The 21,266-nt window shown below is 65.9% G+C and carries 21 protein-coding genes; 9 read left to right on the forward strand and 12 right to left on the reverse strand.

Annotated elements, in window-relative coordinates:
* The first annotated feature begins 17 nt into the window (after positions 1 to 17).
* The gene (locus tag AC2T4A_RS02160) at positions 18 to 1,547 is read left to right on the forward strand and encodes an NCS1 family nucleobase:cation symporter-1 (protein WP_486742642.1); all 1,530 of its coding nucleotides are present in this window, start codon (positions 18 to 20) and stop codon (positions 1,545 to 1,547) included.
* A 59-nt stretch (positions 1,548 to 1,606) separates the two neighbouring features.
* Here the strand turns inward: AC2T4A_RS02160 and pcaD are convergent, their stop codons facing one another.
* Complete coding sequence (gene pcaD, locus AC2T4A_RS02165) at positions 1,607 to 2,404, reverse strand: 3-oxoadipate enol-lactonase (protein WP_416743466.1); 798 nt, start codon at positions 2,402 to 2,404, stop codon at positions 1,607 to 1,609.
* A gap of 97 nt (positions 2,405 to 2,501) precedes the next feature.
* Between pcaD and AC2T4A_RS02170 the strand changes: the two genes are divergently transcribed.
* The gene (locus AC2T4A_RS02170; protein ID WP_486742643.1) at positions 2,502 to 3,377 is read left to right on the forward strand and encodes a LysR family transcriptional regulator; all 876 of its coding nucleotides are present in this window, start codon (positions 2,502 to 2,504) and stop codon (positions 3,375 to 3,377) included.
* Here AC2T4A_RS02170 and AC2T4A_RS02175 read toward each other — a convergent pair whose 3' ends face one another.
* The gene (locus AC2T4A_RS02175; protein ID WP_416743469.1) at positions 3,378 to 4,130 is read right to left on the reverse strand and encodes a glutathione S-transferase family protein; all 753 of its coding nucleotides are present in this window, start codon (positions 4,128 to 4,130) and stop codon (positions 3,378 to 3,380) included.
* Between the two features lie 187 nt (positions 4,131 to 4,317).
* Between AC2T4A_RS02175 and AC2T4A_RS02180 the strand changes: the two genes are divergently transcribed.
* From AC2T4A_RS02180 to AC2T4A_RS02190, 3 genes are all read left to right on the forward strand, one after another.
* Positions 4,318 to 4,821 carry an RNA polymerase sigma factor gene (locus tag AC2T4A_RS02180; protein WP_416744360.1) on the forward strand — a complete coding sequence of 168 codons (504 nt, stop codon included), beginning with the start codon at positions 4,318 to 4,320 and terminating at the stop codon, positions 4,819 to 4,821.
* Entirely contained in the window at positions 4,818 to 5,780 is a 963-nt protein-coding gene (locus AC2T4A_RS02185) for a FecR domain-containing protein (RefSeq protein ID WP_486742644.1), read from the forward strand. The genes AC2T4A_RS02180 and AC2T4A_RS02185 overlap by 4 nt, the downstream gene beginning before the upstream one ends.
* A 203-nt stretch (positions 5,781 to 5,983) precedes the next feature.
* Complete coding sequence (locus AC2T4A_RS02190) at positions 5,984 to 8,392, forward strand: TonB-dependent siderophore receptor (RefSeq protein ID WP_486742645.1); 2,409 nt, start codon at positions 5,984 to 5,986, stop codon at positions 8,390 to 8,392.
* Between the two features lie 607 nt (positions 8,393 to 8,999).
* Here the strand turns inward: AC2T4A_RS02190 and AC2T4A_RS02195 are convergent.
* Positions 9,000 to 9,857, reverse strand: a complete 858-nt coding sequence (locus AC2T4A_RS02195) for a protein phosphatase 2C domain-containing protein (protein WP_486742646.1) — start codon at positions 9,855 to 9,857, stop codon at positions 9,000 to 9,002.
* A gap of 79 nt (positions 9,858 to 9,936) precedes the next feature.
* Here AC2T4A_RS02195 and AC2T4A_RS02200 point away from each other — a divergent pair, with 79 nt between their 5' ends.
* Together AC2T4A_RS02200 and AC2T4A_RS02205 are read left to right on the forward strand one after the other, a co-directional pair.
* Complete coding sequence (locus AC2T4A_RS02200) at positions 9,937 to 10,902, forward strand: Vgb family protein (RefSeq protein ID WP_416743475.1); 966 nt, start codon at positions 9,937 to 9,939, stop codon at positions 10,900 to 10,902.
* A gap of 19 nt (positions 10,903 to 10,921) precedes the next feature.
* On the forward strand, positions 10,922 to 11,545 hold the full coding sequence (locus AC2T4A_RS02205; RefSeq protein ID WP_416743477.1) for a glutathione S-transferase: 624 nt from the start codon (positions 10,922 to 10,924) through the stop codon (positions 11,543 to 11,545).
* 302 nt (positions 11,546 to 11,847) lie between these two features.
* On the opposite strand, the gene AC2T4A_RS02210 is transcribed toward AC2T4A_RS02205, so the two are convergent.
* From AC2T4A_RS02210 to rloA2, 5 genes are all read right to left on the reverse strand, one after another.
* Positions 11,848 to 12,156 (reverse strand): hypothetical protein, encoded by a 309-nt coding sequence (locus AC2T4A_RS02210; RefSeq protein ID WP_478378283.1) that lies wholly within the window; start codon positions 12,154 to 12,156, stop codon positions 11,848 to 11,850.
* An 11-nt stretch (positions 12,157 to 12,167) separates the two neighbouring features.
* Positions 12,168 to 13,610: a cell envelope integrity protein CreD gene (creD, locus tag AC2T4A_RS02215; RefSeq protein ID WP_416743479.1), complete on the reverse strand. Its 1,443-nt coding sequence runs from the start codon at positions 13,608 to 13,610 to the stop codon at positions 12,168 to 12,170.
* A gap of 175 nt (positions 13,611 to 13,785) precedes the next feature.
* Positions 13,786 to 15,201, reverse strand: a complete 1,416-nt coding sequence (gene creC, locus AC2T4A_RS02220; RefSeq protein WP_486742647.1) for a two-component system sensor histidine kinase CreC — start codon at positions 15,199 to 15,201, stop codon at positions 13,786 to 13,788.
* Positions 15,201 to 15,890 (reverse strand): two-component system response regulator CreB, encoded by a 690-nt coding sequence (creB, locus tag AC2T4A_RS02225; protein WP_478378286.1) that lies wholly within the window; start codon positions 15,888 to 15,890, stop codon positions 15,201 to 15,203. Before creB ends, creC begins: the two co-directional genes overlap by 1 nt.
* A gap of 65 nt (positions 15,891 to 15,955) precedes the next feature.
* Positions 15,956 to 16,477, reverse strand: a complete 522-nt coding sequence (gene rloA2 / locus AC2T4A_RS02230) for a retropepsin-like aspartic peptidase RloA2 (RefSeq protein ID WP_416743483.1) — start codon at positions 16,475 to 16,477, stop codon at positions 15,956 to 15,958.
* A 134-nt stretch (positions 16,478 to 16,611) separates the two neighbouring features.
* On the opposite strand from rloA2, the gene AC2T4A_RS02235 reads away from it, so the two are divergent.
* The gene (locus AC2T4A_RS02235) at positions 16,612 to 17,496 is read left to right on the forward strand and encodes a 1-acylglycerol-3-phosphate O-acyltransferase, YihG family (protein WP_416743484.1); all 885 of its coding nucleotides are present in this window, start codon (positions 16,612 to 16,614) and stop codon (positions 17,494 to 17,496) included.
* A 6-nt stretch (positions 17,497 to 17,502) separates the two neighbouring features.
* Here AC2T4A_RS02235 and AC2T4A_RS02240 read toward each other — a convergent pair whose 3' ends face one another.
* Complete coding sequence (locus AC2T4A_RS02240) at positions 17,503 to 18,066, reverse strand: DUF2780 domain-containing protein (RefSeq protein ID WP_416743485.1); 564 nt, start codon at positions 18,064 to 18,066, stop codon at positions 17,503 to 17,505.
* 97 nt (positions 18,067 to 18,163) lie between these two features.
* A complete protein-coding gene (locus tag AC2T4A_RS02245; protein ID WP_486742648.1) occupies positions 18,164 to 18,706 on the reverse strand; it encodes a DUF2780 domain-containing protein in 543 nt (180 codons plus the stop codon).
* Positions 18,707 to 18,991: 285 nt separating this feature from the next.
* Here AC2T4A_RS02245 and mdtD point away from each other — a divergent pair, with 285 nt between their 5' ends.
* Entirely contained in the window at positions 18,992 to 20,428 is a 1,437-nt protein-coding gene (gene mdtD / locus AC2T4A_RS02250) for a multidrug transporter subunit MdtD (RefSeq protein WP_416743488.1), read from the forward strand.
* Here mdtD and rloA3 read toward each other — a convergent pair whose 3' ends face one another.
* Both rloA3 and AC2T4A_RS02260 read right to left on the reverse strand, forming a co-directional pair.
* Positions 20,429 to 20,941 carry a retropepsin-like aspartic peptidase RloA3 gene (rloA3, locus tag AC2T4A_RS02255; RefSeq protein WP_478378290.1) on the reverse strand — a complete coding sequence of 171 codons (513 nt, stop codon included), beginning with the start codon at positions 20,939 to 20,941 and terminating at the stop codon, positions 20,429 to 20,431.
* Between the two features lie 111 nt (positions 20,942 to 21,052).
* Positions 21,053 to 21,262, reverse strand: coding sequence for a cold-shock protein (locus tag AC2T4A_RS02260; RefSeq protein WP_017520182.1), 210 nt, complete (start codon positions 21,260 to 21,262; stop codon positions 21,053 to 21,055).
* Between the last annotated feature and the right edge of the window lie 4 nt (positions 21,263 to 21,266).

Genomic DNA, 21,266 nt, shown 5'->3' on the forward strand with positions numbered 1-21,266 from the left:
CAAAAACCGAGTAGCCCATGACCAGCAGTCCTACGCACCTGTCCGGCGTTGCCTCCGTCCAATCTGTCGATAGCACGGCCGCCGCCCAGCCGACCGCGCCGACCCTGAGCCCGCGCCTGTACAGCGCAGACCTGGCCCCGACCAGGGCTGCCGGCCGCAGTTGGGGGCGCTACAGCCTGTTCGCGCTGTGGACCAACGATGTACACAACATCGCCAACTATTCCTTTGCCATCGGCCTCTTCGCCCTGGGCATGAGCGGCGCACAGATCCTCGCCGCCTTCGCCCTCGGCGCGCTGGTGATCTACGGGCTGATGAACCTGTCCGGCTACATGGGCCAGAAGACCGGCCTGCCCTATCCTGTGATGTGCCGCATCAGCTTCGGCATCCACGGTGCGCAGGTACCGGCGCTGATCCGCGCGGTGATCGCCATCGCCTGGTTCGGCATCCAGACCTACCTCGCCTCGGTGGTCCTGCGCGTGCTGCTCAGCGCCATCGCACCCAGCCTTGCAGCCTACGACCATGACTCGATCCTCGGCCTGTCGACCCTCGGCTGGATCACCTTCCTCGGCATCTGGTGCGTGCAGCTGGTGATCTTCGCCTACGGCATGGAAATGGTGCGCCGTTACGAATCCTTTGCCGGCCCGATCATCCTCATCGCCTTCGCCAGCCTCGCCGGCTGGATGTACTGGCGCGCCGGCCTGTCGATCTCCTGGTCCAGCGGCAATGCGCCGACCGGCTCGACCATGTGGCTGAAGGTCCTGGGGGCCGCCGCCCTGTGGGTCTCGCTGTACGGCACCATGATCCTCAATTTCTGCGATTTCACCCGCAACTGCCCGGACCGCCGCACCATCAGCGTCGGCAACTTCTGGGGGCTGCCGGTGAACATGCTGGGCTTCGCGCTGATCGCCGTGGTGCTGGCCGGCGCGCAGTTCAGCATCGACGGCAAGCTGGTGCAGAACCCCACCGAGATCGTCGCCGCCATCCCCAACACCTTCGGCCTGGTGCTGGCCTGCCTGGCCTTCCTGATCGTCACGGTGGCGGTGAACATCATGGCCAACTTCGTCGCCCCGGCCTATGTGCTGACCAACCTCGCGCCGAACCTGCTGAACTTCCGCCGCGCCGGCCTGCTCAGCGCCACCATCGCGGTGCTGATCCTGCCCTGGCACCTGTACAACAGCCCGGCGGTGATCGTGTATTTCCTCGGCGGCCTGGGCGCATTGCTCGGCCCGCTGTACGGGATCATCGTCACCGACTACTACCTGGTGCGCCGTGGCCGGGTAAACCTGCCCGAGCTGTACAGCGAGAGCCATGAGGCGACCTACCACTACAGCGGCGGCGTGAATCTGCGCGCGGTGGCCGCGTTCGTCCCGGCCGCGCTGATCGCCATCGTGCTGGCGCTGGTTCCGGCGTTCGATGCGCTGTCGCAGTTCTCCTGGTTCTTCGGCGCCGGCCTCGGCGCGCTGATCCACTACACCCTGGCCGACCGCAAGCGTGCCTATTCGGACGTATCCGGCGAACCCATCGCGATAGACGCTGCGCACCATTGAGCGGGTGATGATTGGGCCTGTGGACAAACGACAAGGCCGCCCAGGGGCGGCCTTGTCGTTCAGGGCTGCAGCAGGAAGTCCAGCACCGCCCCCTCGAACTCGCGGGGAAACTCGATGTTCGACAGGTGCACCGCCGGCAGCGTGAACAGGCGCGCACCGGGGATCGCCTCGGCAATCAGCTCGCTGTGATCCGCGACGGTGACGGTGTCGAACTGCCCGGCGATCACCAGCGTGGGCAGGCGGACATCACCCAATGCGCTGCGCAGATCAGTTTCCTGCACGGCAGCGAAGGAGCCGGCCAGCCCATGCCGATTGGTCGCCAGCAAGGTGGCACGGAACGGTTCGACCTCTGCTCGCTGCGCTTCCAGCCAGACCGCCGGGAACCAGTTGGCGAGAAAGGTCGCCGCAGTGCCCCGCATATCTTCCGCCTCCAGCACTTCGGTAATGCGCGCGTCCCACTGCTCCTGCGGGCCCAGCCAGGCGGAGGTGTTCGCCAGCACCAGCCGCTCAATGCGGTGCGCTGCATGCAGTGCCAGCCATTGACCGACGAAACCGCCCAGGGAAAGACCGAGGAAATGCGCGCGCTGCACTCCCACGCAATCGAGCAACTCGATCACGTCCTCGCCCAGCCGCGACAACGGATAGGGCCCGGGCGGAACGCTGGAGGCACCGTGGCCGCGGGCGTCGTAGCGCAGCACTCGAAAGTGTTCGGCGAGTGCGGCGATCTGTCCGTCCCACATATGCAGGTCGGTGCCGATGGAGTTGGAGAGCACCAGCAGCGGCCGTGTCGCGGGGCCATCCAGGCGATAGGCGATGCGGGTGTTGTCCGTGGTGGTCAGGTAATGCAACTGGCTCATGTCGGGCCGTCCTCCAGTGAATGTGGAGACGAGGCTAGTTGCGTTGATCTTTCGAAGAAATTACAAAGACTGGATGATCTCTGTCAGGAAAGCTGACATGCCAGATTTCACCCTGCACGACCTGCACTGCTTCAACGCCGTGGTCGAAGCCGGCGGCTTCCAGGCCGCCGCCCAGCAATTGCACCGCTCCCACCCGGCGGTTTTCGCCGCTGTCGCCCGCCTGGAGCGCCAGCTCGGCTTCGCGCTGCTCGACCGCAGCGGCTACCGCGTCGGCCTGACCGCCGCCGGTGAATCCTTCCACCGCCGCGCTCAGGGCCTGCTGCGCGAATTGGGCAGCCTGCAGGACCACGTCACGCACCTGGCCACTGGCGAGGAAAGCGAGCTGCGCGTGGTACTCGGCGACTTCTGCCCCCGCCCTGCCCTGTTGGCAAAGCTCGCACGCTTCTTCGCCACGCAGCCGCGCACGCGCCTGCAGCTTTACTTTGAGAGCGTCAGTGGCCCGCTGGAGCGGCTGCTCGACGGTGAGGCGGAACTGATCCTGCACCGTGTGGACAAGGCCGACCCGCGCCTGGAGTGGCTGGACCTGGGCCAAGTGGATTTCATCCCGGTGATAGCGCCTGGGCTGCTGACGGTCACCACGGACATCCGTCCGGAGCACCTGCACTCGCTCACCCAGTGCGTGATGCGCGACAGCGCCCGGCACTCTCCGCCGGTGGACTTCTTCACCCTCGAAGGAGCACCGCAATGCACGGTGCCGGACCAGGCGATGAAGAAGGAACTGGTGCTGCACGGCCTGGCCTGGGGCCACCTGCCGCGCCACCTGATAGCCGAGGAACTGGCCGACGGCCGCCTGCGTGATCTTACTGGAACGCATCTGCCCGGCCGCCGCGAGGAACTGGTTGCCGTGCGCCTGCGCGACCGCGCCCATGGCCCGGTCGCGCAGCGACTCTGGAGCTTCCTGCGGGAAGCCTGATCAGCTGCGGCTCATCGGCCCGCGCACCGGCTGTTCACGCATGTAGCTGACCTCGCTGACCGGTGCGCCAGCGGCGATCAACGCTTCACGCTGCTGCAGGATCGGCGTGCGGGCAATGGCGCGCTCGAACTGGTTGAGCTTCTGGAACGCCGGCAGCGCGAAGGCCGCCGCGAGCATGGCTGCCAGTTTCGGCCAGCGCTGGGCGTCCAGTTCGTAGCGGGCGAACTGCGCATTGCGCATGAAGCAGGCGACGCTGATATCAGCGATGGACAGCTCGCCGAATAGCCAGCCGCTTTCCAGCAACTGCGCTTCCAGATAATCGAACACTGCCGGCAGGTCGTGCTGGTAGGTCTTCTCCAGCATCGCCGCATCCGGCTCGCGCCCCCACACGCCGCGGCCTATTACCAGTTGGTCGAACAGCTGCCAGATCACCACCTGGCCCATGCGGCTGTCGGCGAACTCCTCGATCCAGCGCGCGCGGGCGCGATCGTTAATATTCGCGGGATACAGCGCGGGCTGTGGATAACGCTCCTCCAGGTACTGGCAGATCACCGAGGAATCGTTGAGCACCAATTCGCCGTCCACCAGCACTGGCACCTGGCGCAGCGGGCTCAGGCGCTCGAACTCTTCATTGCCGAAGAACGGCACGACAGAGTCGATGCGGTAGTCCACGCCCTTCATTTCCAGCAGGACCAGCGCCTTGCGCACATAAGGGGACAGGAAGGAACCGATGATTAGCACGGGGTCGGACATGGCGAGGCTTTCCGCGAAATAGGTCGCCGGATTGTAGAACGGCACCGAAAACCGGGCGACTGGCGGCAAAAGCCGACGGGTGCCAATTGCGCGCGTGACTGCACTTTGCGATCATTTGCGAATAGTTATCGTTTTTGAACTTGATCCCATTCGAGATCATTGGGGGAGTAGCTTGTCGGCCATCCAGATGGGTAGCGGCGAACTCGTTGGCGCCTTGTATCGCGATCACCGCGACTGGCTGACTGCCTGGCTGAATCGCAGCCTGGGCTGTCCGCAGCGTGCCGAAGACCTGAGCCAGGACACCTTCGTCCGCGTGCTCGGCCGTCGCGAGCTGCCCTCCCTGCGCGAACCCCGCGCCTTCCTGGTGACCGTCGCCAAGGGCCTGCTGGTGGACCACTGGCGCCGCGTGGCGCTGGAGCAGGCCTACCTCGACGAGCTGCAATGCCTGCCCGAAGCGGTGCAGCCCTCCGCCGAGGACCACTGCCTGATCCTCGCCGACCTGCGCGAGATCGACCGTCTGCTGGGCAAGCTGTCCACCCGCGCGCGCAGTGCCTTCCTGCTCAACCGCCTGGACGGCCTGGGCCACGCCGAGATCGCCGAGCAACTGGGCGTCTCCGTGCCGCGCGTGCGCCAGTACATCGCCCAGGGCCTGCGCCAGTGCTACATCGCGCTGTATGGCGAGCCAACGTGAAGGCACCGGTTTCCCTGCAGATACTGGACGAGGCGATCAGCTGGCAGCTGCGCCTGGGCTCCGGCGAATCGCGCCCGGACGACGAAGCCGCTTTCGCCCGCTGGCATTCGGCCCACAGCGAACACGCCCGAGCCTGGAGCCAGTTGGGCATGCTCGACCGCAGCCTCGCCGGCGCCGCGCCCAAAGCCGCGCGCAACGCCTTGCTGCGCTCGCCGGGCGAATCCCGACGCAAGGTCCGCCGCCTGGCGGGCACCGGCTTGTCGTTGCTGCTGGTCGGCGCGCTGGCGCTGGGTGTCGGCAACCGCTACACGCCGGTGCGCTATGCCTTCTCCGATCTGGTGACCGCCACCGGCGAGCAGCGCGAACTGCGCCTGCCGGACAACACCCGGCTGGTGCTCAACAGCCGCACCGCCGTCGATGTGCGCTTCGACGCCGAGCAGCGGCGCATCGTCCTGCTCAGTGGCGAGATCATGGTGGAAACCGCCCATGGCGATAGCCGCCCCTTCATCGTCGAGACCGACGAAGGCCGTTTGCGCGCCCTCGGTACGCGCTTCCTGGTGGAGCGCGATGATGGCGACAGCACCCTGCTCAGCGTCCTGCAGTCCGCCGTGGCCGCACGCCCCGAGCAACTGCCGGACGAACGCGTGATCAACCAGGGCCAGCAGGTGCGCGTGCGCGCCGATGGCTTCGGCACAGTTGAGGCCAACAGCGCCACCGCCGATGCCTGGACCCACGGCATGCTGGTGGTGGACAACGTGCGCCTGGGCGAGTTGGTCGACCAGTTGGCGCGCTACAGCCCCGGTTACCTCGCGGTGGACCCGGCGCTGGCGGACCTGCGCATCACCGGCAGCTTCCCGCTGAAGAACATCGACCTGGCGCTCAGCTCGCTGGAGCCGACGCTGCCGGTGCGTATCGAGAAGCACGGCCAGTGGTGGTCCCGCGTGGTGCCGCGTAGCTGAGATGCCCCTGTAGGAGCGAGCTTGCTCGCGAACAGAGTCTCCCGGAAGCACAGGCATCAAGGGGAATCGCGAGCAAGGGCTAGGCGCCCCCCTCGGTCCTACGAAAAGCCATCCGGAAATTTTTTTCAGTCAGCCCTATCACTTTACCAATCTCGTCCGGCAAGGAGGCATCGAGAAACGTTTTCATTCAGGAGTCGTTTTCAATGCGCCGCCCGTTCGAACTGTCGCTCCGCCCCTGCCTGCTGGCCACCGCTATCCTGCTGGCCACCTCTTCGGCCATCGCCGCCGACGCCGTGCGTGACTACCAGGTGCCCGCCGGCCCGCTGGCCAGCACCCTCAACCGCATCGCCGCCGAAGCCGGCCTGTCGCTGAGCCTCGACCCGGCGCTGGCCCAGGGCCGCAGCGCGCACGCTGTGCAGGGTCGCTACGATGCCGCCGGCGCACTGCGCCAGGCGCTGCAGGGCAGCGGGCTGGAGCTGGTGGAAAGCGCATCGGGCAGCTACAGCCTGCGTCCGATGCCCAACGACACCCTGTCGATGTCCGCCACCACCATCAGCGGCACCCAGGAAGACCCGGACGGCCCGGCCGTCGGCTACCTCGCCACCCGCACCCGCGCCGGCACCAAGACCGACACCCCGCTGCTGGAAGCTCCGCGCTCCATCTCCGTCGCCACCCGCGAGCAGATGCAGGACCGCAATGTGCAGAGCCTGGACGACGCAGTGCGCTACATGCCCGGCGTGATCGCCAGCAGCTACGGCAACGACACCCGCGCCGAGTGGTTGAAGGTGCGCGGCTTCGAGCCGACCCAGTTCCTCGACGGCCTGCCGCTGCCCAAGGGCTCCTACGTGATGCCCAAGCTGGAAACCTGGGACCTGGAGCGCGTTGCCCTGCTGCGCGGCCCGGCGTCCTCGCTGTACGGCCAGACCCCGCCCGGCGGCCTGCTGGACATGACCAGCCGCCGTCCGGAAGCCGAAAGCAGCCATGAAGTACAGCTGCAGGTCGGCAGCTACGAGCACAAGCAGATTTCCTTCGACAGCACCGGCAAGGTCGACGACGCCGGCAACCTGCTCTACCGCGTCAGCGGTGTCGTGCGCGACAGCAACACCCAGGTCGAGCACGTCGACAACAAGCGCTACAACATCGCACCGAGCCTGACCTGGAACTTCGACGAAGACACCAAGCTGACCTTCCTCTCCCAGTTCAACCGCGACGATACCGGCATCACCAGCCAGTTCCTGCCGCTGCAGGGCACCAAACTGTCCACCCCGGCGGGCGAGGTGAAGTACCACGAGAACCTGGGCGACCCGGACTGGGAGTTCTACGACAAGACCTACTACGCCCTGGGGTACGCCTTCGAGCACCGCATCAATGATGTCTGGCAGTTCCGCCAGAACCTGCGCTACACCAAGAGTGACCTGTCCTTCCAGGGCATCACCGCCGGCGGCAGCGCGACCTCGGTAGCCGACGACGGCACCCTGTCCCGTGGCGCCAACGTGGTGGATGAAGACATCAGCCAGTTCGCCATCGACAACAACCTGCAGGCCGACTTCTCCACCGGCCCGCTCAAGCACACCCTGCTGCTGGGCCTGGATCACCAGCGCGCCAACACCAACTACAAGTGGCTGTACGGCACCGCGCCGACCAGCAATATCAGCAAGCCGATCTACGGCCAGGACTTCAGCAACGTCGTCTACACCGCGTACAACGACTACAACCAGAAGATGCGCGATACCGGCCTGTACGCCCAGGACCAGATCGCCCTCGACAACTGGCGCCTGACCCTCGGCGGTCGCCAGGACTGGGCCCACACCGGCTCGAAGTTCTATAACGCCAACGGCGCCACCGATACCCGTCGTGACAGCCAGTTCAGCGGCAACGCGGCGCTCAGTTACGTGTTCGACAACGGCGTGGCGCCCTACGTGTCCTATGCCGAGTCGTTCCAGACCGAAGCCGGCGGCGCCGCTGGCGCGGCCTTCGAGCCGAGCACCGGCAAGCAGTACGAGCTGGGCGTGAAGTACCAGCCGGTGGGCACCGACCTGATGCTCAGCGCCGCCGTCTACGACCTGACCCGCAAGAACATCGTCCTCACCGGCAGCGACTTCATCAGCCGCCCGGTGGGTGAAGCGCAGGTTCGTGGTTTCGAACTGGAGGCCGTGGGCAACGTCACCGAGAACCTCAAGGTGACCGCCGCCTACACCTACGCCAACAGCAAGATGACCAAGGTCGCCAACCCGCTGGACAAGAACCGTCCACTGCCGCTCACCCCGGAAAACCAGGCCTCGCTGTGGGCCGACTACACCTGGCATGACGGCCTGCTCGACGGCTTCGGCCTGGGCTTCGGCACCCGCTACGTCGGCGAGACCCACAACATCGCCATCGGCAGCATGGGTTACGTGCGCGACAAGTCGGACGGCGATACCGGTTCCTACACCGTCTACGACGCCGCAGTGCACTACGACCTCGGCCGCCTCGACAACAGCCTCAACGGGCTGAACGTCGCGCTGAACGCCAACAACGTATTCGACAAGGAATACATCTCCACCTGCGACGGCTTCTACTGCTACTACGGCGACCGTCGTAACGTGGTGGCGAGCGTGAACTACAAGTTCTGACCAACACCTGCGGCCCGTGCAACGCGGGCCGTTTCGATGATTCAAGGATCGTAGGAGCGGACTCCGTCCGCGATGGTTTCCGGCGCGCTGTGGAGTCATCGCGGACAGAGTCCGCTCCTACGCGTCGCTCATCCTTGTGCGCTGGAGGGTGCCCCACGATGCGAAAGCCCCGCTCCGAAAGAGCGGGCTTTTTTGCTTTGGTAGGAGCGGACTTCGTCCGCGATAGGGCCGGCGCGCTGTGGAGTCATCGCGGACGGAGTCCGCTCCTACGCATCGCTCATCCTTGTGCGCTGGAAGGCGCCCCACGATGCGAAAGCCCCGCTCCGAAAGAGCGGGGCTTTTTGCTTTCGTAGGAGCGGACTCCGTCCGCGATGGTTTCCGGCGCGTTGTGGAGTCATCGCGGACAGAGTCCGCTCCTACGCGTCGCTCATCCTTGTGCGCTGGAAGGTGTCCCACGATGCGAAAGCCCCACCCCGAAAGAGCGGGGCTTTTTGCTTTCGTAGGAGCGGACTCCGTCCGCGATAGGGCCGGCGCGCTGTGGAGTCATCGCGGACGGAGTCCGCTCCTACGCAATGCCATCCCTCAGAGTTATCGGGGCGCTCCGGCCTCAGCCACGCACGACTCCCCACACCACACTCGCATCGTCGTGGATCTTCAGGCGCGGATAGTCCAGCGCCTGGCCGTCGGCGCCTTCCAGCGCGCGCAATTCATCGATCAGCGCTTCGACGCCACGTTCGGGCAGCGCCGCGAACAGCGAATCCAGGTCGTAGCGACGGAAATCCAGTAGCCGGTCGAAGCCATCGGTCACCAGCATGAAAGCCTTCAACCCCGCCGGGTCGAGCACCCGGCGCTGCACATGGGGAATCCAGCGCTCGCTCGGGTCGAGGCACCAGTAGCCTTCCGGCGTGTTGGCCAGCGCACGGTTACGTCGCACCCATTCGCGGCTGGCCTGCCAGAGCTGCTCGTGATTCCAGTCCGGATTAGCCTCACGCAGCGCGATCAGGCGCGCAACGGATTGCCGGTCGATCTCCTCCAGCGGAGTGTCGCCGAAGCTCTCTACATGCCCGTCATCCCACGCCAGATGGATGCAGGTGTCGCAGAGATTGAGCAGTTCCAGCGAGCCATCGCCCAGCAGCCGCAGCAGGCTAAGGCAGGCGGTGGGCAGGTTGAGCTCCAGGCTCACGGCCACGCCGGAATCACGCTGGAAGTCCGCGGCGATGCCTGCCTGCAATTGCACCAGCAGGTCTTGCGTCGGCCTGTACGGCTGTTCCTCCAGCAGGCTCTGAAGATGCGCATTGGCGCTCTGCGCCAGCCAGCGCGCATCACTCTCGCCGCCCACCAGGCCACGACCCAGGCTGGTCGCGCCATCCAGCACCCAGGCTGCCGTGGCGGTATAGCCTATGGCGTCATCGTTTACCGGCGAGCCCTGGCGGCACGCCGCCCCCAATACGGAAATCGTCGTCACAACCGCTCTCCTTCATTTCGTCGGCCACACTGACCGGCGTACAGTCTCATCACCTTCCGGACTCTGCCAAGGAGAGCCCATGCCTCGCGTCCTGTCCCTCCCCCTGAGCGGCCTGCTGCTCGCCGGCTTGTTGCTGGCCACCGGCGCCCACGCCACGCAAGTGAAGTACTTCGACCTGCCCAAGGGATCCGGCCCGCACGACGTGGCGCCCACCGAGGACGGCAAGGTCTGGTACACCGCGCAGAAACTCGGCGTGCTCGGCCGGCTCGATCCGCAGACCGGGCAGAGCGAGCAGATCAGTCTCGGCAAGGGCTCCAGTCCCCACGGCGTGATCGCCGACGAGAATGGCGATGCCTGGATCACCGACAGCGGCCTCAACGCCATCGTCCACGTCGACGCCCAGCGCCTGGGCGTGGAAGTCATCCCGCTGCCCAGGGAGGCGGCCAACGCCAATCTCAACACTGCGGTATTCGATGACGACGGCGTGCTGTGGTTCACCGGGCAGAATGGCTTCTATGGTCGGCTCGACCCGGACAGCCGCGACCTGAAGGTCTGGCCGGCGCCGCGCGGCAAGGGCCCCTACGGCATCGCCGTGACTCCGGATGGAGGCGTCTGGTATGCGTCCCTCGCGGGCAACTACATCGGCCAGGTCGACGATATCGCTGATAACGCCACCACCTTCGACGCGCCCGGCAACGACAGCGGCCCGCGTCGCCTGTGGGCCGACTCTGTAGGGCGGCTGTGGATCAGCCAGTGGAACGCCGGAAGCCTGGCGCGCTTCGACCCCAGCGACAACCAATGGAAAACCTGGAAGCTGCCCGGCGATCATCCGCAGCCCTACGCAGTCTACGTCGATGCCATGGACCAGGTGTGGCTGAGCGATTTCGCCGCCAACGCCCTGCTGCGCTTCGATCCGCAAAGCGAGAAATTCACCGCCTACCCGAGCGACCACGAACACGCCAATGTGCGCCAGTTGCTCGGCCGGCCCGGCGAGGTGTGGGGCGCCGAATCCGGCACCGATCGCCTGGTCGTCCTGCAAGATTGAACCCACCGAGGAGTCGTTGATGAGTACCCGTCCCGTCCTGTTCCACGCCGCCGCTTCGCCCTTCGTGCGCAAGGTCATGGTCCTGCTGCACGAGACCGGCCAGGTCGACTCCGTGGAGCTGTACGCCGCCGTCCACACGCCCATCGCGCCGGACGCCGGCGTGCTGCAGGACAACCCCGCCGGCAAGATTCCCGCCCTGCGCCTGGCCGACGGCCAGACCCTGCATGACAGCCGGGTGATCCTCGAATACCTCGACCAGCAGCACACCGGCGAACCGCTGATCCCCCGCGAAGGCGCGGCGCGCTGGCGTCGCCTCACCCTCGCCTCGCTGGCCGACGCGGTGCTCGATGCCGCCGTGCTGATCCGCTACGAAACCGCCATGCGCCCGCAGGAAAAACACTGGGACAAGTGGCTGGACAACCAGCAACTGAAGATCGTCCGCAGCCTGGCCTACTTCGACGGCCCGGCCCACGCCGAGCTGGCCGAGCGTTTCGATATCGCCGCCATCGGCGTGGCCTGTGCGCTGGGCTATCTGGACTTCCGCCAGCCGCACTGGGATTGGCGCGCTGACTATCCGCAACTGGCGAAGTGGTTCGCCGAGATCAGCCAGCGGCCGTCGATGCAGGCGACCGTTCCGGCCTGACGGTTTGATGGGTATCGCTGCGCTCCACCCATCCTACGGTGCGCAGTTCCACAAGCGAGCCGGCGTGCTCCAGACCCGCCAACCTGCACCGCCCAGCCCCCTCTCCCCCCGGGAGAGGGTTGGGGTGAGGGGAAGCCGGCTGCGCCAGGTCTTCATCATCGACTGGCTGTGCCGCACCACCCGCCGCTGAAAACGTTCATCACGCCTCTCCCTCTGCCTCATCCCCTGCTCGAACAGCCCGGCAATCTGTCGCGCCAGCCGCCGTCCCACCTCGCGCTCCTCGCGCAGCCCGGCCCACGCACTCATGACTGCTTCTCCTGGCGGCCGAAGCGATAGATCGGTAGCGCCAGCAGCAGGCCGAGTTGGGCCACGCCCATGCACATCTCCAGGAAGGAGCGCACGTGAGGATTGTTCGCCGCGTCCTCGACGCCGGTGAGTTGCGTCCACAGGTCGCCCGGCAGCAACAGCGCCAGGTACGCCAGCGGCTTGCCGGTGGCGACCAGCAGGGCAATCCAGTCGAAGCGGCCGAGCAGCATCAGCACCGGCAGGCACAGTCCACTGATCAGCAGTCCAATGAACAGGCACAGGGAAAAACGCATCAGGTTGGGCATTTCCGTTCTCCTTAACGTTGCACGCGCACGTCTTCCAGGGAAAAGTCGAGGTCATCGCCACGGGGCTTGCCGATGCCGTACCAGTCCAGGTGACGGGTCAGCACCATCACGCCGCCGAGCAAGCCGAACAACAGCAGCGAGCCCATCAGCAAGGCGTAGTCCTCGGCGCTGAGCAGCGCGTAGAGCATGCCGTAGAGCCCGGCCAGTCCTGCACTGAAGCCGGCGCCGCGCCAAAGGCTGTGCAGCACGTGGCAGAGATAGAAGCCGATCAGCCCGACACAGGCGCCAGCGGACAGCAGGTAGGCCAATTCGAAACCGACATGCTCGGAGAGCGACAGCAGCAGCAGGTAGAACAACGCCAGCGCCATGCCCACCAACGCGTACTGGATCGGGTGCACCGACAGGCGCTTGAGTACTTCGAAGAGGAAAAATCCGGCGAAGGTGAGGACGATGAACAGCAGCGCATACTTCACGGCGCGGTCGGTCTTCAGGTATTGGTCCACCGGGTCCACCAGTGCCACGCCGAAGCGGTGCTGGCCGAACTCGCTGCACTCGGCGGTGCTGGCGCGGGATGTATCCGGATCGTCCGCGCCGACCGCGCGGGCAACGTCCGCCTGGGCCGGCGCCGTGCAGGCGCGCAACTGGTCCTCCAGGTTGGTGGCGAAGAAGCTGGTGCGCCAGCGCGCGCTGAAGCCCTTCTCGCTGATGCTGCGCTCAGTGGGCAGGAATTCGCCGCCGAAGCTGGGGTGCGGCCAGTCCGACACCAGGTTGACCTGACTGTCGCGGCCGACCGGAATGATATCCAGGCGACTGCTGCCCAGCAGCGAGAGCTCGAAGGCATAGTCGAAACGCTGCTCGCGGTCGCTGGCCTTGAATGGCAGCACCGCATGCACACCGTTGCCGAGGAACTGGCTCTGGGTGCCCGGCTGGAAGTCGCGCAGTTCTTCACCGACCTTCAGCTTCGGCGCATTCTCGATGCCGCGCACATCGCTGATGCCAACGGCCAGCAGCGGGTCGTCGAAACGGTAGCTGCCCAGGTCGCTGGTGATGCCGTAATTGGCCGGTAGGACGAAGCTGCCGCTGACCTGGCTCTCGGCATGGAACAGGCGCGCCTCGTAGATGCCGCGATGACGCAGTTCGGTACGCATCTGCCCGTCGAGGCTGAAGACTTCCGGCAGGAAGTACAGCCGGCCGCGCACTTCGCGCTCCTGCAGCACACGCTGCTGGCTCGCCTTGTCCAGGCGCCAGCCGCGAATGGTGCGGGTATAGGGCACGACCACCAGCGGGCCGGTGAGTTGCTGGCTGTAACTCGCGCTGCGGGCGATATCCTGCAGGACTTCGTCGCGGTAGCTCTGACGCTCGTCGACCAGGCCGTCGATCATCAGCAGGGGAATGAGCAGGAGGACGATCAGCAGCGCAATGGCGCCGAGCTTGATGCCGAGTTGGCGGTTCATCGAAGGCTTTCTCCGTGGTTGGACGACGGAGAAAGCTTGCGGACCCTGCGTGGGGGCGCTCAGGGCGGAATATGGAAACTGTGTGGGATTTGTGTGGCGTCGAGGCAACCTGTAGGAGCGAGCTTGCTCGCGAACAGCCCCGCTGCGAGGTTCAGCTTCGCGAGCAAGCTCGCTCCTACGAAGGCAAGAGCAACCCGGCGCGCACCCCGCCATCGACGTTCTCGACAGTCAGTTCACCGCCATGCAGTGCCGCCACCTCAGCGACGAAGTTGAGGCCCAACCCGGTACTCTTTCGACCACTCGCCGGACGCGGCAGTGAGTAGAAGCGTTCGGTGAGGCGCGGCAAGGCGAACTCAGGAATCGCCTCGCCCTGATTGAACAACTCCACGCGCCAGCCCTCGCCTTCAGGCTGCGCATCGAAGCGAATCACACCACCGGCGGGCGTGAAATCCAGCGCGTTATCCAGCAGGTTGCCCAGCGCCTGGCGCAACAGGAATCGCTCGCCCAGGGCGGTCGCCTGTGGCGGGATGGCGTTCTCCAGTTGCACGCCCTGCGCGCGCACCAGGCGTTCGTCGATCAACTCGTTCGCCAGTTCGTGCAACGGCACCGGAACGTGCTCTTCCAGCCCTTGGCGCTGTTCCACCTGGGCGAGATTCAACAGGCGCTCGATGAGTTGCTGCAGGCGCTCGCTCTCCCCGGCGATGTTGCCGACGAAGCGCGCGCGCTGCTCGGCGGGCATCTCGCCTTCGAGCAGTTCTGCCGCGCCACGGATCGCCGCCAGCGGGCTCTTCAGTTCGTGGGTCAGGGTATGCACATAGCGCTCGACGTAGTCCTTGCCCTCAAGCTGCACGCGCATGTGCTCCACCGCGCCAGCCAGTTGCGCCATCTCGCCGCCGCGGTAGCGCGGCAGCTCTGCGCGGCGCCCTTCGCTCACCGCCTGGGCGTAGCGGGTCAGGCGATCCAGCGAACGGCTGAGCCACCACGACAGGCCCGCGCCCACCAGCAGGCCGAGCACGATCAGGCCGGCGCCGAGCCAGGCCAGGCGTCGTTGGGAGCGGTCGATGTAGGGCTGCAATGTGCGGTTGGGCTTGGAGACCGAGACCACGCCGATGATCTTCTCGCCATCGCGGATCGGCGCGGCGACGTACATCACCGAAGACTCCGGATCGTCCGCCGACTCGCGGCTGGACCGCGCGCCGTACTCGCCGTTCAGCGTCCGGTAGACGTCGTTCCAGCGCGAATAATCCTGGCCCACCGCCTTGCCGAGGGAATCCAGCAGGACGATTCCGCGCGCATCGGTGACGTAGATTCGGTGGTTCACCGCGGTCTTGTTCACGCCCCAGATGTCCGCCTGCGGGCTACGCGCGCCATAGGCGCGGAGTATGGCGGGCAGCCGGCTCTGTTCGAGGGTACCGCTCTTCACGTCGGCCTGCAGAATCTCGGCCAGCAGGTTGGCGGTATCCACCAGGGTCTCTTCGCTGGACTGCCGCACGCCGGGGCGGATTTCGTCCATCACCGTGCGCAGGACGAACCAGCCGGTCAACCCGACGAAGAAGAAGTAGACCAGGAATATCCGCAGCGACAGGCGCATCAGCCCTTGTCCGGCGCGTAGCTGTAGCCCAGGCCGCGATGGGTCTGGATCGGTTCGGCGGCGGGGGCGACCTGGCGCAGCTTGGCGCGCAGGCTCTTGATGTGGCTGTCGACGTTGCGCTCGTAACCGGCGTCGGCGGCAACGCCCAGGGCGTCGAGCAACTGCTCGCGGCTGAACACCCGTTCGGGCCGCGCCAGCAGGGTTTGCAGCAGACGGAATTCGTGGCGGGTCAGGCTCAGCGAGTGGCCGTGGTAGCGGATCTGGAAGCGTTCCTCGTCCACCGCGAACGGGCCGTTGGATTCGGCGCTGACAGCGGGTGCCTCGCGCGGCGCAGTGCGCTTGAGGATGGCCTTGACCCGCGCGGCGACTTCGCGCGGGCTGAAGGGTTTGACCACATAGTCGTCAGCACCGATTTCAAGGCCCACCACACGATCGATCTCGGCGTTGCGCGCAGTGAGGAAGATCACCGGCACTTCGGAGAATCGTCGCAGTTGCTTGCAGGCTTCGAAGCCGCTGATGTCAGGCAGACCGACGTCGAGGATGACCAGGTCGAAGGAGTCGCGCTGCAGACGTTCGAGGGCGGCGCCGGCGAGGTTCAGCCAGGTGGTTTCGAAGCCTTCGGCCTGCAGGGCATAGAGCAGCGTGTCGGCGATGGCGGCTTCATCTTCGACGATGAGGATATGGGGCATGGGATTCCGATTCCCGGGACAGTCCCGGAAGGGTCCATCATGCCCCGCGCCGCGTCAATCGTGGATCAGGAGCAGTCTGGCTTGCCGGCCACGAAGCGCTCGCCAGGATCGACGGCAACGTGGAATTTGCGCAGACCCTTGGTGCCCATGAGGAAGGGGTAGTTGAAGTGGCTGCGGTCGGTGAGGTTGACCTCGATGGTGCGCTGGTCGCCGCCCAGACACACCGGCAGCTCGATCACCGGACGCTGGCTGAGACCCGGGCTGGCCTCTTCCTCTTCGTCTTCGCTGGCGCCTTCGGAGCGGTTCTTGATTTTCGAGATGCGCGCGAGCTTGTGCTCATAGACCGAGTCACCGCCGTCCTTGGTGGCCAGCTTGAAGCGCACCCAGTCCTCGCCGTCGCGCTGGAAAATCTGGATGTCCTTGGCCGACAGCGAGGAGGTGTAGGCCCCGGTGTCCATCTTGGCCTGCAGGGTCTGGTCGAGTTCGGGCAGGCTGACCCATTCGTAGCGGCCGTAGAGCTTGGTCTCGGCGGCCAGAGCCAGGCCGGGCAGTGCGATGAGGGTAAGCAGAGCGAGGGCGCGTTTCACGCGAAATCTCCGGGGTGGAATACGTCGCATAGGACTAGCACGGCGGCCATTGGTTCGCCATACCTGCGCCGCTTGGGCCAGGGCAATTGTCTGCGTATCATGGCCGCGCCACCGTCGCACAAGGAATGGACCCCATGCCAGCAGTCAAAGGCGTCATCGCCAGCCTCCTGCTGTTGCTCAATACCCTGATCCTGATCGGGCCGATGATGCTGATCGCGCTGCTCAAGCTGGTCGTCCCCGGCCAGGCCGCGAAGGACGCGTGCTCGCGCGGGGTGATGTGGATTGCCGAAACCTGGGCGGAGATCGACAAGGCCATCTTCGCGCTGATGACTCCCACCGTCTGGGATATCCGCGGCAGCGCCCAGCTGCGCGGCGACACCTCCTACCTGGTGGTCAGCAACCATCAGTCCTGGGTCGACATTCCGGCGCTGGTGCAGGCCTTCAACCGCAAGACACCCTATTTCAAGTTCTTCCTGAAGAAGGAGCTGATCTGGGTACCCTTCCTCGGCCTGGCTTTCTGGGCGCTCGATTACCCCTTCATGAAGCGCTACAGCAAGTCCTTCCTGGAGAAGCACCCGGAGCTCAAGGGCAAGGACCTGGAAATCACCAAGGCCGCCTGCGAGAAGTTCAAGCGCATGCCGGTGACCGTGGTGAACTACCTCGAAGGCACCCGCTTCACCCCGGCCAAGCAGGCCCAGCAGCAGTCGCCCTACCAGAACCTGCTACGGCCCAAGGCCGGCGGCGTGGCCTTCGTGCTGGCCGCCCTGGGTGAGCAGCTGGATACGCTGCTGGATGTCACCCTGGTCTACCCGAAGGGCCCGCGACCGGGCTTCTGGGACCTGCTGTGCGGACGCGTGCCGCGCGTCATCGTCGACATCCAGGCGCGCGAAATCGACCCCGCGCTGTGGCAGGGCGATTACGAGAACGATCCGGAATTCCGCCAGTACGTGCAGAACTGGGTGTCGCAGTTGTGGGAACAGAAGGATGCGCGCATCGAGCAGTTGCGCCAGGAGTTCTGACGCCCGTTACGCGCCCCGTCCGGCGACCGGCGCAGCCGGCACCAACGGGGTGGCCGGCGTGCCCCAGAGGCCGCCCAGGGTGCCGAGCAACTGGTTGCTCAGGCCCTGCTCGGTGAAATAGTCGAGGATCACCCCGGCGAAGCGGCCGATCATCGACTGGTCCATACCCAGCACACCGAAGATCTGGTCGACGTCCTGCAGGTTGTTGATCCCGCCCAGCAGCGCCGCGGCGCTACCCAGTCCGCCCAGACCGCCCAGCGCGCCGCCCAGGTCCCCCAGCGAACTATTGCCCGCGAGCTGGTCGAGGTTTGGCAGGGATTTCTGCAACTGCGCCGTGTCGGTGTCCTTCAGGCTGTTCATCGCCATCGCCAGCATGGCACCCGTTCCGCCGATGGCCTGCTGCTCGCTGACGCCCAGCTGCCTGGTGAGGTTGCCCAGCAGCGCATTGGCGGCCGGCGGCACATCCTGCGCCTGCCCGACAGGCTCGCTGGCGTCGGTAAAGGTGGCGGCGAACACGGGGGAAACGGCCAGCCAGGCGGCGGCCAGGAAGACGACGGAACGGGTGGGCATCGACGGCTCCGGAAAGCGGATGTCCGGCCCCAGGACAGGGCCGGATCGTCGATAGGACCGGAGCGCCGCGCGGCGGTTCCGCGCCGGCCGGCGGATATCAGGCGCCGGTGCCCCAGAGGCTGCCCAGGGTACCGAGCAGGTCGCTGTTGGCGCCCTGCTTGCCGAGGTAATCCAGCAGCACACTGGAGAATTTGCCGGTCATGTCCTGGTCCATGCCCAGCGCGCCGAATGCCTTGCTCACATCGCCCATACTGCTGACGTTACCCAGCAGGCCGCTGGAGGCGCCGCCACCGAGGTTGCCGAGTTGCCCGCCGAGGCCGCCCAGGGCGTTGCTGCCGGTGAGCTTGTCGAGGCCGGGAACGGTCTTGGCCAACTGCGAATAGTCTGCGGTGCTGAGCTTGTTCTTCGCCAGGCCGAGCAGCGCGCCGGTACCGCCGAGCGCCTGTTCGTCGCTGACGCCGAGCTGGCCGGTGAGGGCGCTGAGCAGGCCGCTGGTCTGCGGCGTGGAGGCGACCCGCGAGGTATCGGAGCCGGTCACGCCGGACACCGCCTTGGCAGCATCGCCCAGGTTGAAGGCAAACGCGGAGGAAGCCGCCAGCAGCGCGGCCAGTGCGAGGGTGACACGGGGTTTGACGGACATCGCTGTCTCCTGGGGGTACCGGACGCCATATCGACCGGGCGCGAGGGCCATTGTTCCGCCATGGGGGGCCTGCAAAGGAAAAGCGCGGCTCGGTCACAACGTCGACAACGACCGATTTCGCAGAGCAGCGACGGGGAACTCCCTCGCCACCTCGTGCCAAAAGCCCATTCGAACAATCAACTCGGCTGATCGCAGGGGAAGATCGTCTCACCCTGTCGCGGCGTTTTTCCCCGCGATCGCCAAAGTTTCCCTAAGCTAGAGCCATCCCCGCCCGACGGACCGACCATGAGCGACCCCTTCATCCTCACGCCCCGCGTGGCCCGCCTGCTGCCCTGGCTGGTGGCCATCGCCTTCTTCATGCAGGCCCTGGACGGCACCATCCTCAACACCGCACTGCCGAGCATGGCCCGCTCGCTGGAAGAGGACCCGCTGCGCATGCAGGGCGTGGTGATCGCCTACCTGCTCACCGTGGCGCTGCTGATCCCTTCCTCCGGGTGGATTTCCGACCGCTTCGGCACACGCCGGGTGTTCCTCTTCGCGATCTTCCTGTTCAGCTTCGGCTCGTTGCTCTGTGCCTTGTCACCGAGCCTCGGCACGCTGGTCGGCGCCCGCGTGGTGCAGGGCATCGGCGGCGCGCTGATGATGCCGGTGGGGCGCCTGGTGATCCTTCGCGTGTACCCGCGCACGGAGCTGGTGCGCATCCTCAGCTTCGTCACCATCCCCGGCCTGCTCGGCCCCCTGGCGGGCCCGACCCTCGGCGGCTGGCTGGTGGAGTACGCCAGCTGGCACTGGATCTTCCTGATCAACCTGCCCGTGGGACTGGTCGGTTTCATCGTCGCCCTGCGCCTGATGCCGGACCTGCACGGCGTACGCGCGACGCGCTTCGACTCGATCGGCTTCCTGCTGTTCGGCGGCGCCATGGTGCTGATCACCATCGCCCTGGAAGGGCTCGGCGAATTGCACATGCCCCACGTGCGCGTGGTCCTGCTGCTGGTGGGCGGGCTGGTGCTGCTGGCGGCCTACTGGCTGCGTGCGCTGAAGATCGAGGCGCCGCTGTTCCCGCCCTCGCTGTTCCAGACGCGCACCTTTGCCGTCGGTGTACTGGGCAATCTGTTTGCGCGCCTGGGAAGCGGCTCCCTGCCCTTCCTCACGCCACTGCTGCTGCAGCTCGGCCTGGGATTCAGCCCGTCGAAGGCGGGCATGACGATGATCCCAATGGCGCTGGCAGCGATGGTGATCAAATCGCTGGCAAGACCGCTGCTGGACTGGTTCGGCTACCGCAGACTGCTGGTGGGCAATACCCTGCTGCTAGGCGCGATGATTGCCAGCCTTGGGCTGGTCAACCAGGAAACGCCCTACGCACTGCTGCTGGTGCAGTTGGCGTTGCTGGGCGGCATCAACTCGCTGCAGTTCACCGCGATGAACACCCTGAGCCTGATCGACCTGCGCGACGACAACGCCAGCGCCGGCAACAGCCTGCTCTCGGTGGTCATGCAGCTGTCCATCGGCATGGGCATCGCCTGTGCCGCAGCGCTGCTGGGCGGGTTCAGCGGGGACGTCGAAAGTGCGCAGGGCGACGTGCTGTCGGCGTTCCACGCGACCTATTTCAGCGTTGGACTGTTATCCATGCTGGCGGCAGCGATCTTCTTCCAGCTGAACGCCGACGACGGCCGCACCACGCCGCGCCGGGTCGATCCGGAGACCGATGTCACCGAGCACTGATCAGGGTTTGCAGGTGGGCGCAACAGTCTGGGTCTTCGACGCGTCCACCGCGCCCAGGTGTTCCAGGGTACGACGGCCCAGCAGCACCGGGTAATCCAGCGTCTGGCGGTCACGCAGGGTGAACTGCTCGCGGTAGACCTTGCCGCCCAGGCACACGTCCATCAGCACGACCGGAGCGCGCTCAACACCGCTGGCGGTCTTGAACTTGAGGACGCGCTCGACGCGCCGCTCGAAGGGCAGACGCTCCTCCTTGCCGGTGGCAGGGTCGGTCAGCATCACGTCGTACTGCACCCAGCGCTCGCCGTTCTTCTTGATCCGGGCGATGTTGCGCGCATCCATTACCGAGGTCTGCGCTCCAGTGTCCAGCTTGGCCTTGAGTGGTGCCTGCTCGGGCATCAGCGTGAGCGTCTCCACCCAACCCCAGGTAGTGGGCTGCGCGGGCGCGTCGGCGGCGAGGGCACTGCCGGATACGAGCAGGCCGGCGAGCAGCAGGCGGAAGGCGGGCGATGGCATGGATGGCGACTCCGGAAAATCGATGGCGGCACGGTGGGCAATAAGAACATAGGCAATAAAAAACCCCGGATGTTTCCACCCGGGGCTTTTTTTGGCTGACGCCAGGGGATCTTAGATCACCTGTACGCGCTCGGCCTGCATGCCTTTCTGGCCCTGCACGACTTCGAAGCTGACTTTCTGGCCTTCGGCCAGGGTCTTGAAGCCATTACCTTCGATAGCGCGGAAGTGTACGAACACGTCCGGGCCGCTTTCCGGGGTAATGAAGCCGTAGCCTTTGGTCTCGTTGAACCACTTGACGGTGCCGTTCTGACGATTCGACATGGTG

The sequence above is a fragment of the Pseudomonas sp. PVC-3-1 genome (assembly GCF_057444315.1).

Bases quoted from the DNA above. Each gene is read 5' to 3' on its own strand.
- AC2T4A_RS02160 (WP_486742642.1), top strand. From the start codon at position 18: ATGACCAGCAGTCCTACGCACCTGTCCGGCGTTGCCTCCGTCCAATCT.
- pcaD (WP_416743466.1), bottom strand. From the start codon at position 2,404: ATGAGCCAGTTGCATTACCTGACCACCACGGACAACACCCGCATCGCC.
- AC2T4A_RS02170 (WP_486742643.1), top strand. From the start codon at position 2,502: ATGCCAGATTTCACCCTGCACGACCTGCACTGCTTCAACGCCGTGGTC.
- AC2T4A_RS02175 (WP_416743469.1), bottom strand. From the start codon at position 4,130: ATGTCCGACCCCGTGCTAATCATCGGTTCCTTCCTGTCCCCTTATGTG.
- AC2T4A_RS02180 (WP_416744360.1), top strand. From the start codon at position 4,318: ATGGGTAGCGGCGAACTCGTTGGCGCCTTGTATCGCGATCACCGCGAC.
- AC2T4A_RS02190 (WP_486742645.1), top strand. From the start codon at position 5,984: ATGCGCCGCCCGTTCGAACTGTCGCTCCGCCCCTGCCTGCTGGCCACC.
- AC2T4A_RS02200 (WP_416743475.1), top strand. From the start codon at position 9,937: ATGCCTCGCGTCCTGTCCCTCCCCCTGAGCGGCCTGCTGCTCGCCGGC.
- AC2T4A_RS02205 (WP_416743477.1), top strand. From the start codon at position 10,922: ATGAGTACCCGTCCCGTCCTGTTCCACGCCGCCGCTTCGCCCTTCGTG.
- AC2T4A_RS02210 (WP_478378283.1), bottom strand. From the start codon at position 12,156: ATGCCCAACCTGATGCGTTTTTCCCTGTGCCTGTTCATTGGACTGCTG.
- creD (WP_416743479.1), bottom strand. From the start codon at position 13,610: ATGAACCGCCAACTCGGCATCAAGCTCGGCGCCATTGCGCTGCTGATC.
- creC (WP_486742647.1), bottom strand. From the start codon at position 15,201: ATGCGCCTGTCGCTGCGGATATTCCTGGTCTACTTCTTCTTCGTCGGG.
- creB (WP_478378286.1), bottom strand. From the start codon at position 15,890: ATGCCCCATATCCTCATCGTCGAAGATGAAGCCGCCATCGCCGACACG.
- AC2T4A_RS02235 (WP_416743484.1), top strand. From the start codon at position 16,612: ATGCCAGCAGTCAAAGGCGTCATCGCCAGCCTCCTGCTGTTGCTCAAT.
- AC2T4A_RS02240 (WP_416743485.1), bottom strand. From the start codon at position 18,066: ATGCCCACCCGTTCCGTCGTCTTCCTGGCCGCCGCCTGGCTGGCCGTT.
- AC2T4A_RS02245 (WP_486742648.1), bottom strand. From the start codon at position 18,706: ATGTCCGTCAAACCCCGTGTCACCCTCGCACTGGCCGCGCTGCTGGCG.
- mdtD (WP_416743488.1), top strand. From the start codon at position 18,992: ATGAGCGACCCCTTCATCCTCACGCCCCGCGTGGCCCGCCTGCTGCCC.
- rloA3 (WP_478378290.1), bottom strand. From the start codon at position 20,941: ATGCCATCGCCCGCCTTCCGCCTGCTGCTCGCCGGCCTGCTCGTATCC.
- AC2T4A_RS02260 (WP_017520182.1), bottom strand. From the start codon at position 21,262: ATGTCGAATCGTCAGAACGGCACCGTCAAGTGGTTCAACGAGACCAAA.